Raw genomic sequence first — 13,959 nt, 5'->3', positions numbered from 1 at the left:
CCTAGATCGCGGCAACGAGCCGCCGTGCCTGCGTCGCAACCGATCGGTCGGCCAGCGCGGCAGGTACAGCGAGACGACCCTGCGCATCGCATGCCTCCAAAATCCAGGAATGCGGGTCGCCGCCGCGGACGCGCAGAAGCTCCACTTTCCAGTGTTGCCGCTGCAAACCATCAAACCCGTCTTGCGGAGACGGCGAAGGAGAAACGCGCCAGCGTGTTGCGGCGGCGTTGGGCTCGCCAATGAGCGCTTTTTCGGCACTGTTGTACCAGCGCCGGATCGCGAACGCCGTTACACCGCTTTGCCCGGCGCAAAGCTGCAGACGGCGAGAGGCCGTCAGAGGAAGCTTGGTAAGTTCGCCCACCACGCCAGCCAAGCCGTGACAGCGGAGACCTTCCTCCATCGCGGGAAGGACGTCGCGGTCTTTCCACGTCTCGCAATAGATGACGCGATCGGGATGAAGGCCGACGCGAGCTAGCCCCGGCGCGAAGAGATCGCGTCCCTTGAGACACCACAACACAGGGCCGGGGATGCGCGCAAGAATGCCGGCGGTGAACAGCGTCGCCAATCCGGCGTACTCGCTCGCGATTCCGCCTTCGCAGACCTCGTGCAATTGGCCGCGCCCGAGCCCGCCGGTCGGCAAGTGCCTATCGATTCCCGCCACATCGAATGGAAGGACCGTCGGTTCCCCGCAGGCATGCGCCTCCGCCCGCTCCAGCCAGCGGCGTAATTCGGCAATAGGAATGGGCGGGCTGGCAAGGGCCATCCGTGGGCTATCTCCTGAACGGAAAACTCAGATGTTCTACTTTTGTTCTCTTTGGGCCAAGAGTCAACGCCCTTACCGAAAGTCGCGGTTTCGCGGGTTTTCTGGGAGGAACTGCAACGAGGCAGAGAGGCGGCGATAAGTGACCGCTTAAGGTAGTAGGAGGGGTACCGGTCCGGTGGACTGGCTGGAGCACCTCTCATTTCAGTCTCAGGCTAAGCTGCTTTTGCCCACCATTGCTGAGGAGGCAAAGTGATCTCGACCGAAGAACTTCTCTATGGGCTATCGCCGGACCTGACGCTGCGATTCTTTGCGACGTTCGCACGCATGGAATTCGCACTAAAGCAGCTTCGATTGCTCCGTTCGACCGCCGAGGGAGAGGTTGCGCAGATAGGTCACCCGCGTCTGGTCGCCCGGCTCGGGCCCGGATTCTTTCAAGCTGTTGAGGAAGCCCACGTCGCTGAAATGTTGATTGCAAACCCGCCAAAGCATTTTCTCGTAAATGGAGATGGCGGGGTAGCGTTCGGTCCACAGCCAGCCGCTCTGGTGACGACGTCCGATCTGATTGGCGCGACCTGGCGGGTCCGTAACAATCTATTTCATGGCAATAAACTATCTCCGGCCGATCGCAAGCGGGACGAGGCGTTGATGACGAATGCGTTGGCTGTGTTGGATATGATCTTGGAAGCGCTACCCGATGTTTCCTCATCATTTCACGAACCGCAGCAACACTTTTAGCCGTCAGGAGACTTATGGAAGAATTGCTTAAGCTCTCAAGCAAGGAATTGCTGACCCTTCACTCGAAGATTGCGGACCAACTGCGCGCGCGGGGCATTACCCGCACCGCAAACAATCCCACGGGCGATCTTGCGGAATACCTTTTCTGCAATGCGTTCGGATGGACGCGCGCGGGGAACTCCCACCCTAACATCGATGCCATTGGAAGCGACGGGCAACGATTTCAGATCAAGGGCCGGCGAATAACTATGAACCGGTCTCGGCAGCTCGGTGCCATTCGCGCGCTCGACGGTGAGCACTTCGATTTTCTGGCTGGCGTTCTCTTTGATGAATCCTACGGCATTTTTCGAGCCGCGCTCATTCCCCATGCTACGGTCAAGCTCCGCGCGACCTATGTGGCTCATACGAATAGCCACAAATTCATTCTGCATGACGACGTGTGGCGTGCAGAAGGCGTTCGCGACGTCACAGCAGAACTGGCGGCAGTTTCGTTTTAGGAAAGCGCGGACGCCCGTCGCCCTTCAGAATCTGCGTCGTGCCCGGGCGTTGAACGTCCGCGCGAAATGCTCCCGCAAGACGTCGCGACCGGATGGTGGAGGCGGAAGGGGCGGCGACGCCGGAGCGAGACCGGCTCGGTTCAACGCGGCCGATACATCGAAGGTCTCATAGGGCCGGCCCTCGGCAAAGAATGCGCCAAACGAGGCCTTCGTTATTGGTGTGAGAATTGCCATGTCCGACGGGCTTTGCGGCTTCAGCGCCCATAGGATGGGCTTGATAAAGTTTAGCGGATCGTCTGGCTGGGCTGCATCGCCGAAATCAAAGAACACGGGCACCGCGCTCGCGCCCCAATCACGAATGAGGGCGTTTCCTTTCACCCGCAATCCGATCGTCATGGGATTGGCGGCAAGGATCTTGCCAGATCCGAGCGCGCTGAAGAAGTGTGGCCTGTCCCGAATACGGCGCAGGCCATCAACCACCCAGACCATGTTCTGGTAATAGGCTTCCCGCGCCTCGCGCTCGTCCCGACGCAAAGCCGAGTGCTGAAATTCGAGAACAACGCCGCGGTCCGTCATCACGTCGGCGATGTGCTTTTCTCCACTGTCCGCTCTACGGATGATTTCCTGCCAATGCGCGGGAAAGCGGTTCTTCCACTCGCGATGCCATTCCGTTTCCGGCTCCCACCATGGATCGCAATTGCGGACGCCGCGGTGTGCCCAGTGCCATGCTCTATGCTCGCCGCACTTTGCGATGACCGACGCTTCGCAGACGGGACACGTAGCGGATTTGCCCGGGTGCGCTTCGATGCGTTCCCCGAGAATTTGTGCAAACTTCATAGTCGCCCCCTCGCACTTTAGCTGGTCAAGCCATGTTCCTTCTCGCCTCGAGCCACGATCATCAGTGTGCCATCCGGCAGGGGACGCTGCAATTGCAGCGCTTCCTCGGGTGGCGCCGTCAGCCAGGTCTCAATGGCGTCAGGTGTCGTCAGAATCACCGGCATCGCCTTGGGATGAATGGTGCCCACGACATCATTCGGCTCGGTTGTCAGGAAGCCAAACAGATCGTTGGTGGTTTCGCCTTCCTTGACTTTGCGTACCGATGTCCAATTCGTCCAGAGGCCGGCAAACGCTGCCAGCGGGCGATCGTCGTTGAAGGCGAACCAAACATCACCACCAGCTACCCTGTTGAACTCGCTGAATGACGTGAACGGCACGACACAACGGTTCTGTACCCCCAGCCAGCGTTTCCAGTGCTGACTTTTCACATTGCGGATGTTGGTGACGCCGCCGTCAGGCTCCATTCGAAGCAGCTGCTTGAAGTCGATCTGTTGGCCCTTCGCTTCGAGCTTTTTTGCCCGCTTCTTTGTTGCTTCCATCAAGGCCGCTTGAGAGGACGGCATGCCCCACCGCGCAAAGCATAGCTCGCGCACGCCGTCAGGCGCATTGCGGACAATCGGCGCGCGGTAATCGGGAAAGACGCCGGGAAATGCGGGCATGTTGCCGGTCACATCGCGCATTGCACGCGTCAACGCAACGATGGCAGCTTGGTTGCTTGTGATGCTGTAGAGATTGCACATGAAAACATCCTAGCAATCGAAATTCGGATCGTACATATCGGCGTATGCCGATTGATCAACTTGCTTTGCATCAAGTTTCAATTTGAAAGTGCGTCGAGCCCTCCCGCTAATGTCCGACTTCGTTTCCAAACAAATGCAGCGGGAGATTTTGATGAAGAGAGTAGGCGAGCCGGGCGGTTGTTCATCATTAGAAGCAGCAAATACAAACGAACAAACTGATAACTCCGACTGGCTTAGCCGAAAAGGCGCAATGGCGCTGGCGAAGCGTTTGGAGGCTTACTGGCATGAGCGCGGTTACCCGGCAGCGCGCTTTTGGGCAGAGCCTATCGATGAAAGATTTCCAAAGCTCGGAACCTACGAAGTGTATCGTATCGTTTGCAACCTTGTTAACGGCTTGCCTCCTACCTACCGGTGAGAGGCATCGGGACCGGCCGGGGAATCCGCACGCATGTGCGGTTCACCTCAACAAGACCGAAGCGCTTCGCTTTTTGAAGGTCGCTCGGGTAGCGCCCGGCCGGACGACTTACTATCCCTAGCTCTTTCGCCGCTAGCGGCCTCGTCGGTCCGTCCAAAACAATACCATTGGTATGTTAAGCGCCTTGGAGATATCGAGCAAAGTGCTAACGGCAATGCGGCTCAGAGCTTTCTCGTATTTCTGAATCTGCTGGAAGCTGAGCCCGACAGCCCGCCCAAGCTTTTCTTGGGTCATTTTGCGCATGACGCGGTAGAAGCGCAGGTTCTCGCCGATGATCCCGTCGATTTCGTTAGCCCGTCTTTTCATCTGGCCTCCGATCCAAATCGGAATCGCGCCAAAACTGAGCCATGAACTCGATATCCTCCGGGCCGCATGCGGCAGTGTAGATGGCCGTCGTGCTGATCCGTGAGTGACCAAGCCAGCTTTGAACTCTGTTCAGCGGTACTCCGGCTTGAAGCGTGCCGACGCCGAAAGAATGGCGAAGGCCGCGCGGGCATGCAGCGCGTCCTGCGATTTGAGAAAACATCATTACCTGCTTGATCGTGCGCCAGCCCGTAACACGGTGTTGCGGCCATATGCGTTGTCGGGAACGTACCGGATCACGCTGCGCCTCCGCGATGCCAAAATGCGAATCAAGCTCGGCCATGAGCCAGGGCGGAATAGGGATCTCGCGCCAGACGACAGAACGGCGTTTCAAAGACAGAACAGCGACGATGCAAGCCTCGATCTGAAAACAGAGAGGGACGATACTGAGGGCTTCGCTGATGCGCATACCTGTGCATGCGAGAGTCATTGCGAGAAGCCGATCGTCCGTTTCAAGTGTCGCCATGGCGGAGAGGCAGCGACGCCGCTCCTCGCGGTTGAGATATTTCCGCCCGCCCTCGGGGCCATACAGGCTGAAACTGTACCCGCCGCCGCTGTGGCCCTGAGCCGCAACAGTCCTGCGCATATTGTTGCAAGCGGATTTTGCCAATTGATTCAAATAACTCGCTCCCCTGCTCCGCTTGGTTAAGAGCGGTGCCGTAGAAATATAAGGTAAAGGCTACAAGTAGTTATAGGTCAAAGCAACAATATGCGCAGTAGTGTAGTGATGAAAGTAAAGTAACTATAAGCACTTAGCCCACGTCTGTGCTACATTATACACGGACTTGCTCATGCTCTTTCGCCCGTCGATCAAAACTAAATTTCGTACTGCCGCTTTCGGCGCAGGCCTCGTGACGCTCGCAGCGGTCTCGGCTTTCCCCGCCGCCGCCCAGCAGATCAATGTCGTGAGTAACACCACGCCGGACTGTTCGACGATTTCGGACATCGGTAAGAAAGCCATTTGTGAATCAGTTAAACGTACGGAAGATGCGAGGGCGCAAATTCAGGTTGAGGCTGCCCTGAAGAAATGTCTCGTACAGATTGCCGACTTCAAGAAATCACAGCCGGCTGAGTTTGCGAGACTTGGCACGATCACCCGCGAGAATGCCTGCGACGTCGCAGCTAAACTGCCGCGCACATCTGCGTCATTGAACTAAACTGACATACCCTTTGGTTTCGCTGCCACGCTGGCGGTTTGCTGCGGCTTGGGCTTTGCCGCGTCATCTTTCTTGCCCGTCGCTGGCGCTTCCGCTGCAGCAGTATGAGTGGCCGAAGCTGGCTTTGCATCTGATACTTTATTGGCGGGCGCAGGGCTTGACGAATTGATCGATGCCAACAAGTCGTCATTAGCGCTCGTATCCGCGCTCGCCTTTGCCTTTACTGCTTTCTCCTCCTTCTTCTGCGTTCTGAGCTGCTCCTTTTCATGCTCGATATGCTTCCGCGCTGCGGGGTTTCTTTCCCCGATTTCATCCATCTTTTTGTTGAACTCCTTCTTCGCCGCTTCTTCTTCGACGGGCGTCGGTGGTTTTTCGCCACCAACCGCCTTGAAGTAGCCATCGACTGCGCGAGCGTGAGCGTCCTGATCTGCGGCCGGAAGGCTCTTCTTCGTTTCTTCGTACGACTTGCTGTATTCGTTGAAGTCGCCACCAGTCCGCCTGAAATAGCGGGCACCGCCAACGATACCCTTGTCGCTCAAGCCGCCGCGTTTGAAGCGCTCGTAGCTTTCATTTTCAAGATGAACATCCGCCAAGGCCTTAATCGCCGACGGACCAAGGCGCAGAAGCTCAGGATTGTTGGCAACCCAGCCGAGGCCGTATTTCTCCGCCACGGCGAGCGCCTTGCTAACCTGTTCAGCCTGTTGCCGCTCGTAGGAAGAGAGTTCCCTGCCGTTACCCGCGTTACCATTGTCCGCCTTGCCTGCGATGTCACCTTTACGCCCACCGAGAAGCCCAAGCGCGGCATATTGGCCAATAGCCGCGGCTTTGATGTCATCGGCGTTCGCGCGAGCGAGCTTCTGTTGGGCCTCGGCCTGGCTAACTTCCGCGCTGATGAGGGATTCCACGCGTGGCACAGTGCCACCTTCAGCCATGGTACGGCGTTCGTCAGCGGTGAGCGATTGCACGATCCGATCGACCGCGTGAGGTAAAGGCACGCCAAGCGCTTCAAGCCCACGCTTTTGAACGAGCACACCAACCTTGCTCACGAGAGCAGCCGCGTTATCGTCACCCAACTCGGCACGTAGGTCAGCGTAAGACGTATACGGCATCGCGCCGCGCGTCTTGTCTCTCTCACCTGGAAACCCAAGAAAGTTGAAGCGGCGTGCGAGAAAGGTGTCGCCGGACTGGTCGGTTGCTGTACTCACAGCGAAATCACTTCAAAAATAGATCTGTCGAAAATAACGCGCCAAATAAACCGCGCGTGCAGCCGATCCAATTATCCGATGAACGGGCTTAATTTCCCTTAATTGGGTGTTAGCGCTTCTTAATCATCTAGGCCGTTGAAATACAACGCTACTGGCTCGGCTTCTTTCCTCGTTTCCTGGTCTTTTGCGAGGAAAGGCGGGGTGGCTTCGTAAGGCGCGGTGGTGCCGCCACCTGTTTGCCACCGACCCAATATTCTTCCCGAAGGATGTCTCCTGCGGCATCCTGCTCGATCACGGCAGGCCCGTCCGCCGGTTCGCGATGACGTTCGCCGTTTAAGTAGAACTCGGTTTGGGACGCCTCGGTCCACTCGAGCTGGCGCTCCACCAGTTCGTCCCGTGTCTCGCCATGCTCATCGGTCGTCTTGCGGTATGTGTTGTGCTCCGTTGGTTTCAAGCGAAACTCCGCGGGGCCATCCTTGGGATCACGGTGGAGTTTCCCATCGACGTACCAGCACGCTTCCGTGATCCGGCCCGCTTTGTTGTGCCCCAGGATCGCTGGACCGTCGAGGCGATGCGGCCGGCCCTCGACGTAATAGCTTTCATTCACGATATTTCCGTCGTTATCACGATAGATGTCGCAGGGCCCGTCCTCGCGGTGCGACCTACCGTTTAGATACCAACATTCACCAATGATCTGCCCGGTTGCGCCGCGCGAAATGCTTGCCGGTCCGGACAGGCGGTGCATCTCGCCGTCCCGATAGTAGCACTCCAACAAAACAACGCCTGCTTCCGTATCTCGCAAGAAATAAGCGGGGCCTTGATCCTCCTCCCGATGCAGGCGTCCTTCCAGGTGATATTCTTCCATGGAAACTATGCCCGTTGTCCTGTCACGTTCAATCCGTGAGGGACCCTTTCGACGATGCAACTCGCCATGTTGGTAATAGAATTCGAGAACGAATACGCCCGTTTCGCTGTCCCGTTCGACCAGCGCCGGGCCGTCCTGCTCGTCGCGGTGCATCAGGCCATCCCGTAACCAGCCTTCGAGGGTCACTCGGCCCGCTGTGTCCCGCGCCATCGATGCGGGGCCGTTCGAGCGATGTAAAACGCCGTTGCGACGGTACTCTTCCCGCACGACGATGCCCGTTGCGGCATCACGCGTGAATTTGGCCGGTCCTTCGGCTTCGTCCCGGTGAAGCTTGTCTTGCACCATATACTCGAATTCTTCGTGGCCGTTTTCGAGTGCCCAAAAAGCGGGCCCTTCCATGGGATTGCGATGGCGGATACCCCGTTCTTCGAAGACTTCACGGATCACTTTGCCGCGCTCGTCGATCCACTGGAGCGCCGGTCCATCCTCGGATGGGCGATTCAGCGTCCCGTTCTCGCGGTATTCGATCGTCGTATAATTCTGCATCCCAAACACGCGTTCAAGAATGGCAGGTCCCTGCCGCGGATCACGATGTGCACGGTCGTTCTCTATATACACCTCTAAGAGGGTCGTTTCTTTGCACGTGCAAAGGATCGCGGGTCCTTCGCTCGACGGACGGTGCACGATACCGTTCTCGAAGAACTGAAGGGATCGTACATTATCGCCTTCAAAGTTCTCGTTGATCAGCGCGGGGCCTTGCGCGTGCGGTCGATGGCGAACGCCGTCGACCCAATACTCCGATAGCTCCCCGTGCCGGTTCTTGCGGTGAAGTGCTCGCCCCTCGGCGGGATCACGGTGCAGTTTCCAGTTGCGCATGTAGTAGGTGGTGGTCGTGCCACTTTCATCGGTGGCAACGATCGGCGCCCAAGGCAGGTCGCCATAATGGCGAGTGAACATCTCCTCTATATCGGGCCACCTGTAGAGCGCCGCTCCGCCAGTGAAGCGATCTACTTCGGCTTGGCCGCGCTCCAGGGTTACTCTGGGATCGGGCGACACCTTGCCTTCAACGAGCTCTTCGACGAGCTGCATGACCTGCATCGCAGCCATCATGTTGAGGATAATGTCGATGAAGCGGGTTATCAGCGGACTGACTCTCAGCTCGTCCTCGTGACCGACGATCGGCCCCATTCCTGCTAAACACTTGTTCGCCCAGTCCGTGGCAACGTCTGCCTGTTTGGGATTGAGCGACACATTTTTTAGCCCTGCGAGATAACGCACCATCGCGGCAGCATCGGTCGAACCGGCTGTGCCGGGAGCAGAAGCGAGAGGTGGGTTCAAATCGTCGAAAAGAATAGCGAACTCCAGCGTCGAAATTCAGGGATCTCGCCGCAGTCGCGGCAAAGCTGAGAGTCTACGCGGCCGCACGCTTAGGAAGGCTTAATTTGGCGCTAGAGCCTTGATTTCTATCGAAAGTGTAAGAGGCATCTGGACGTAAGTCGGGTATCCGCTCTGGCGTCGCGAAAGCGCTCTCTACTTTGATGGGGAATGGTTCTCGTTTCCGGCCAACAAGCTGAAAGTAATTCTCGGTGAGGCTTTCACCGCCACCGCTGAAAATCTTCGTTTTCAAGGCTCAATTGTTCTTTTTAGCCAATTTGAATGTTCGATTGCGACATTAGCCCCTGAATTTTTTAGACAGCGATTTCTGTTGAGTGAAGATCAATGGATATGCACGAATGAGTGCACTCATAACGTGTACTCATTTTTGATATGAAATTCTTTGACGCCATTAAAACCGTGCCAGATGCAGCGCGCTTTCCGCGCACGGCACACGATCTCCTGACGCAGGCGGAAGCCCTCCTGCAAACAAAGATCACAATGACCTCGCACACGGCTGCGCGGGCCACGGGCTGGAGCCTGAACCGTGACTTTGCCGAGACCGTGGAGAAGATGCACGCCGGCACCACGCCTTCAAGTGCGGTCGTGTATCACAGGCCAGGCCTTTTTGGCTCCGCACATATCCTCTACCGTGACGGAAATCCACCTTGGAACGGCGCACTTCATTCCGACAATCACGAGTACAATGTATTGGGTCACACCCTGACCCATGAAATCGCGCACATCGTAGCCGGTCTCGACGGCTGGAGAAGCGTCGGTATCCCGGCAAACCAGAAGACGTTTTATCTCGAGCAGTGCGCCATCGCAGGCGGAGCCGCGCTCTATGCGACGGTCGGCGGCCGCTTCGTCGATAACTGGACGTTTCCGACCTTGCGGGCGCACCAGAAATTCCCGGACGAGATGCCGTTCGAAGCCTTCTCGGTATATACGCCATCGCCCATGGCCCGCTTTTTTGAATCGAAGGAAGGCGTTGCCGCCGCACGGCGCAGATACCTGACTCCCGCGGGAGTCCTGCGCTTCGATCGCTTATCGGACGATGTCGTCGCGCTCGGACCGCACTTCAGAACGCACCTTACGATGCTGGAGTTGTTCGGCGATGTCGCGCTGACGCTGACGAACGCCTTTGACGGCAAGGACGCGAGCGCCCTGCGGATATCGGACAAATGGCGTCGCGGCTCGGGCAAGCGCGTGAGCACCTATGCCGCGGAGACCTTGTCGTCCTGGTGGCAGGAAGTTGCCTATCTTGCCGGCAGAAAAGTCGCGGTCCCGAAAAACATCTATGCGGGTGAGATCCCCGTGATCACCTCGAAAGAGGACGCGCATCGCTATTTCCTGGATCTCGCGACGGTCGTTCACATTGGCCTCGACGAGCGCCCGAGCGACCGCATTCTCCAGCACGTTCACAGCGGCATCGAGCACTTCGTCTATTCGCCGCAACGCGCCCCGCCGCCGCTTCGCGGCTACGCGCGAGCGCAGCCCGATCATCCGTAGGCTTTTCAATCACAATAACAAACAGAAAATAGGGGAGAACATCATGACATCGAGATCACTTACATTATTTGAAAGAGCAAAATCCACCGCGCTTACGACCCGGACTTCCATCGAAGAGACCCGGAATACCATCGAGCAGGAGCGTGAAACCACGCGGCGCGAAAGCGAAGAACTGGCGAGCACGCATGTCAATCTCATTTTCGCGCTTGATGCGACGGCGAGCCGGGAGCGATTTTGGGAAGAGAGCAAGCTTATCCAGTCGACCATGTTTAGCGCCGTAGGAACCTCGGGCCTGAAGGTACGGACGCAGCTGGTTAGCTATTCCGGCCTTACCCAGCTTGGCGATGTCGCCGCCGGGGATTGGCACAGCGATGCCGAGGCCCTCAGCGACACCATGGAAAACATAAACTGCGTAGCGGGCCACACCCAGATCGGGCAGGTGTTCAAGCACGCCGTGCGTGAGAACACGCAGCGGAAGGTGCATGGGCTCATTCTGATCGGCGACTCATGCGAGGAAGATGGTGCGCAGTTGCGCGCTCTTGGGTCCGAGCTGAACGAGAACCGCATCCAACTCTACATCATGGACGATGGCAACCGCTCCGATGGGCGTCATCCGGATACGTTCCGTATCTTCCGGGAAACCGCCGAGGCCGCAGAAGGCGTGTACCTTCCGCTGGAATCAAAGAGCATTGCCAAGCTGATCGACTACCTGAGGGTTGCCGCGGTGGCTTCGAGCGGCAACATCAAGGCGGTCGATCGCATTGCCGGCAGCGTCACCACGGCAGAAGGTCGCGCCTTTCTCGAACAACGAAAGAAATATCTTTTGCTATCGCACGACAAGAAATAATGCCGCCGGGGCGGTGCACTTTCGTGCGCCGCTCCGCTTTCGCACCGAATTGAGAGAGGCGCCGCCGCGCATAGAACCAGGAGAGATTGTCCGAGCTACCTTCGACGACCGCGATACCAATGAACGACCAAAGCCACACCCGCAACCTTAAAGACTGGCGCGATCGCGCTCAAACGCTGTTCCTTAGCGCGGCCGGGGATCGCTCGCGCGCGGAAAGCGCCGCCTTCTTCAAGAAGGCACGCAAGGTCGTCCTGGACAACGGCAGCAGCTTCAGTCGCCTCTTTATTCCTTTAAGTGATCCCGATCTCTTAAGTATTTATCGCGAGGCACCCGCCTTCATCGCCGCTCAGCAAGAGAGCAAATCCCTGCTTGTCTCTGAGACGGCTGCGATTGCTTCGTCGATCGAAGCTCTTTCGGCGCAAGAGGAGCGCCTGACCAAGGAACACAATGAGCTCCGCGCGGCCGAGCATGCTCTGGAAACCGAGCTGTTCGGATATCTTGGAATCGAACCGCCGCCGTTGGTGCTGAAAACCCTTGCGTCTCGAAGAGCGTTGGCAGCGGCTACCATCGAGCCGCTCGGCGAAGAGGATGAGCGCTCGTTCAGGCCGGGGAAGGCGTCACCGGCGTTCGCGCGCACTGTCACGTTGTTCAAGCAGGTAGATCATAAGGAAGAGCCTGCGGCGGCAAAAGCATTCGAGGCGCTTTTAGCGCATCTCGCGTCGCAAAAACTCGTGTTGCAGGACGTCTTCTATCCACGCGAGGACGACGCGGTCGACTCCCAAGCTAAGCTAGAGCGAAAAACCAACAATCTCCTGAACCAGCTCGAAATCCTGAACCGGGAGACAGCGGCCCTGACGAAGGAGATGCGCGCTCTAGCGGAACGCGAGCGCGAGTTGCTATCCTCGGTGGAGGATCTGAAGCCCGCCGTTGCCGCCTTGGTGCGGCAGAAGACGTTTCTTGAAAGAAAACTAGGCGCTGAGCGACTGAAGCGCGGCATAGCATCGCCCGTGCCCGTGCCGCCATCACCTCCACCTCCGAGCCGGCCAAAGCCGGCTCCGCCGCCGAAACCTATACCGCAACCGAGACCGGCTCCGCCGTCGATGCTGTGGCAAGGCGGGATCAATTACGAAACCGCGCAACATATCGTTGATAACGCTCTGGAGAACTCTGCGGATCTCGTCATTGCGGCGCTCGTGCCCGACGGCGACAAGGCACTTCTCTATGTTGCTGCGCAGACTCATGAGTTGCGCGCGTGGGTGAAGAAGCTGGAAGGTGGGACACTCCGCCCTGAAGACAGGAAATCGCTTCGCGCTTATCTAAAGGGTGAACGGTCGCTTGCGCTCGTGTCCGTCGCAGACGTATCAGGCCTTTACGTCATCCCGCCGAGAATCACATTCGGGAATGCTCTTCACGATTCCAGAGAGCTCATAGACGGGCTGAATGCAAAGGCAAGCAAACGCGCACAGTTCCTTCTTAACCAGAGCGAATTGAGCCGGCTTGCACTTTATGGTTCCAAAGTGCGCCGCGTGGTCAACGTCAAAGCGGCCAAGCTTGCTCAACGGTTGCCGTCACGCGATCAGTTGAGCGGTTTGGTCGAAGGCATTTTAGATGGATTGGCGCAGCGCCTGCCATCGCGGCGCACACGGCGTTATATAGCCGCATTGGGCATCGTGGGTGCCTCGACGGTCGGCTTGGTGAGCGTGGTGCCATGGTCGGCCTGGTACAAGAAGGCCGCGGAGAGCTTAACCCAATCGGCGTCGTGGACGCCCCAAACGTTTCCAAGGCCGCCACCGAAAGACACGTCGGCACGGATGGGCGAGGCGATCCGCTATGCGAAGCGATCCTTCAACCTCCAGACAGAGCCTCGCGTTGGCGCCACGTCCTCGGCAATTCGGGTAGACGAGGGGATGGGAGTCCTGACCGGACCGGGTACCGCCGTCGATGAGCGGGGCAATGTCTGGATTGAGGCGCGCGAATTCGGGAGCCGCAAAGTTCTCGGCTACGCTGAAGCGGCCTCCTTGTCGGCAGTGCGGCTACCGGAACCTGTGCTGGAACAGGCAAAGCAACAGGTTCTCTATGCCCGAGAAAGCATCCGTATCGCTGGGCAGGATGGGGAAGCGGCTCGCTCCACGAACTTTGAGCCGGGTGATGCCGTCCTGGTCAGGCGGATCAGCACGGCACAGGGAACGTCTTACGCGCAGGTGATCCTCCCGACCGATCACAGCGCGGTCGCGCCAATTGATCTCCAGAAACTCACCGCGTTTCCGTTACTCGGCCGGCAGGCTGATTCATTAGGCCGGGTATGGATGATGACGCGGGGCGAAGCGCCGGCATACCAGAGCCCGCGCGGAAATGCTCAGCTCGTGTCCCGAATTGCGGGTGGAACGCCGCTGCTCATTGGCGAGCACTATCTCGATGCGATCGGAGAACGCTGGGCATCGGCGATCGACCCCCGGACCGGGCGCTACTCCGGTTTCCTCCGTGCTCGCGACCTGGAGACGCTCCCAGCTGAGCGTACGCCTCCTGCCGCGCCTGCCGGAAAACCCAAACGAATTCGATTTCAGCAAAACACTCCATAACCAAAATGAT

14 protein-coding genes are annotated in these 13,959 nt (G+C 58.1%); 7 read left to right on the top strand and 7 right to left on the bottom strand.

Features of this window, described 5'->3' with window-relative positions:
- Position 1 precedes the first annotated feature (1 nt).
- On the bottom strand, positions 2 to 763 hold the full coding sequence (locus H8A92_RS08735; RefSeq protein WP_229195434.1) for an ImuA family protein: 762 nt from the start codon (positions 761 to 763) through the stop codon (positions 2 to 4).
- Positions 764 to 1,012: 249 nt separating this feature from the next.
- Between H8A92_RS08735 and H8A92_RS08730 the strand changes: the two genes are divergently transcribed.
- Both H8A92_RS08730 and H8A92_RS08725 read left to right on the top strand, forming a co-directional pair.
- Positions 1,013 to 1,498 (top strand): hypothetical protein, encoded by a 486-nt coding sequence (locus H8A92_RS08730; RefSeq protein WP_229195433.1) that lies wholly within the window; start codon positions 1,013 to 1,015, stop codon positions 1,496 to 1,498.
- A gap of 14 nt (positions 1,499 to 1,512) precedes the next feature.
- Positions 1,513 to 1,995, top strand: coding sequence for a hypothetical protein (locus H8A92_RS08725; RefSeq protein ID WP_229195432.1), 483 nt, complete (start codon positions 1,513 to 1,515; stop codon positions 1,993 to 1,995).
- Positions 1,996 to 2,019: 24 nt separating this feature from the next.
- On the opposite strand, the gene H8A92_RS08720 is transcribed toward H8A92_RS08725, so the two are convergent.
- Together H8A92_RS08720 and H8A92_RS08715 are read right to left on the bottom strand one after the other, a co-directional pair.
- Positions 2,020 to 2,832: a competence protein CoiA gene (locus H8A92_RS08720; protein WP_229195431.1), complete on the bottom strand. Its 813-nt coding sequence runs from the start codon at positions 2,830 to 2,832 to the stop codon at positions 2,020 to 2,022.
- A 17-nt stretch (positions 2,833 to 2,849) separates the two neighbouring features.
- Positions 2,850 to 3,572: an SOS response-associated peptidase gene (locus H8A92_RS08715; protein WP_229195430.1), complete on the bottom strand. Its 723-nt coding sequence runs from the start codon at positions 3,570 to 3,572 to the stop codon at positions 2,850 to 2,852.
- A 109-nt stretch (positions 3,573 to 3,681) separates the two neighbouring features.
- Between H8A92_RS08715 and H8A92_RS08710 the strand changes: the two genes are divergently transcribed.
- Positions 3,682 to 3,987: a hypothetical protein gene (locus H8A92_RS08710; protein WP_229195429.1), complete on the top strand. Its 306-nt coding sequence runs from the start codon at positions 3,682 to 3,684 to the stop codon at positions 3,985 to 3,987.
- A gap of 132 nt (positions 3,988 to 4,119) precedes the next feature.
- On the opposite strand, the gene H8A92_RS08705 is transcribed toward H8A92_RS08710, so the two are convergent.
- Together H8A92_RS08705 and H8A92_RS08700 are read right to left on the bottom strand one after the other, a co-directional pair.
- Positions 4,120 to 4,353: a helix-turn-helix domain-containing protein gene (locus H8A92_RS08705; protein WP_229195428.1), complete on the bottom strand. Its 234-nt coding sequence runs from the start codon at positions 4,351 to 4,353 to the stop codon at positions 4,120 to 4,122.
- The gene (locus H8A92_RS08700) at positions 4,337 to 5,029 is read right to left on the bottom strand and encodes a tyrosine-type recombinase/integrase (RefSeq protein WP_229195427.1); all 693 of its coding nucleotides are present in this window, start codon (positions 5,027 to 5,029) and stop codon (positions 4,337 to 4,339) included. The genes H8A92_RS08705 and H8A92_RS08700 overlap by 17 nt, the downstream gene beginning before the upstream one ends.
- Before the next feature lie 172 nt (positions 5,030 to 5,201).
- On the opposite strand from H8A92_RS08700, the gene H8A92_RS08695 reads away from it, so the two are divergent.
- Positions 5,202 to 5,567: a hypothetical protein gene (locus H8A92_RS08695; RefSeq protein ID WP_229195426.1), complete on the top strand. Its 366-nt coding sequence runs from the start codon at positions 5,202 to 5,204 to the stop codon at positions 5,565 to 5,567.
- On the opposite strand, the gene H8A92_RS08690 is transcribed toward H8A92_RS08695, so the two are convergent.
- Both H8A92_RS08690 and H8A92_RS08685 read right to left on the bottom strand, forming a co-directional pair.
- Entirely contained in the window at positions 5,564 to 6,772 is a 1,209-nt protein-coding gene (locus tag H8A92_RS08690) for a hypothetical protein (protein ID WP_229195425.1), read from the bottom strand. The two genes, H8A92_RS08695 and H8A92_RS08690, sit on opposite strands and share 4 nt — an antisense overlap.
- A 148-nt stretch (positions 6,773 to 6,920) precedes the next feature.
- Entirely contained in the window at positions 6,921 to 8,918 is a 1,998-nt protein-coding gene (locus H8A92_RS08685; protein ID WP_229195424.1) for a toxin-antitoxin system YwqK family antitoxin, read from the bottom strand.
- A 486-nt stretch (positions 8,919 to 9,404) separates the two neighbouring features.
- On the opposite strand from H8A92_RS08685, the gene H8A92_RS08680 reads away from it, so the two are divergent.
- The 3 genes from H8A92_RS08680 to H8A92_RS08670 all read left to right on the top strand — a co-directional run bounded on the left by H8A92_RS08680 (position 9,405) and on the right by H8A92_RS08670 (position 13,949).
- Positions 9,405 to 10,523: a hypothetical protein gene (locus H8A92_RS08680; RefSeq protein ID WP_229195423.1), complete on the top strand. Its 1,119-nt coding sequence runs from the start codon at positions 9,405 to 9,407 to the stop codon at positions 10,521 to 10,523.
- 43 nt (positions 10,524 to 10,566) lie between these two features.
- Complete coding sequence (locus tag H8A92_RS08675) at positions 10,567 to 11,370, top strand: hypothetical protein (protein ID WP_229195422.1); 804 nt, start codon at positions 10,567 to 10,569, stop codon at positions 11,368 to 11,370.
- Positions 11,371 to 11,489: 119 nt separating this feature from the next.
- The gene (locus tag H8A92_RS08670) at positions 11,490 to 13,949 is read left to right on the top strand and encodes a hypothetical protein (protein ID WP_229195421.1); all 2,460 of its coding nucleotides are present in this window, start codon (positions 11,490 to 11,492) and stop codon (positions 13,947 to 13,949) included.
- The last annotated feature ends 10 nt before the right edge of the window (positions 13,950 to 13,959 follow it).

Source organism: Bradyrhizobium acaciae, assembly GCF_020889785.1.
Classification (GTDB): domain Bacteria; phylum Pseudomonadota; class Alphaproteobacteria; order Rhizobiales; family Xanthobacteraceae; genus Bradyrhizobium; species Bradyrhizobium acaciae.
This window is presented reverse-complemented; position numbering and strand designations above follow the sequence as displayed.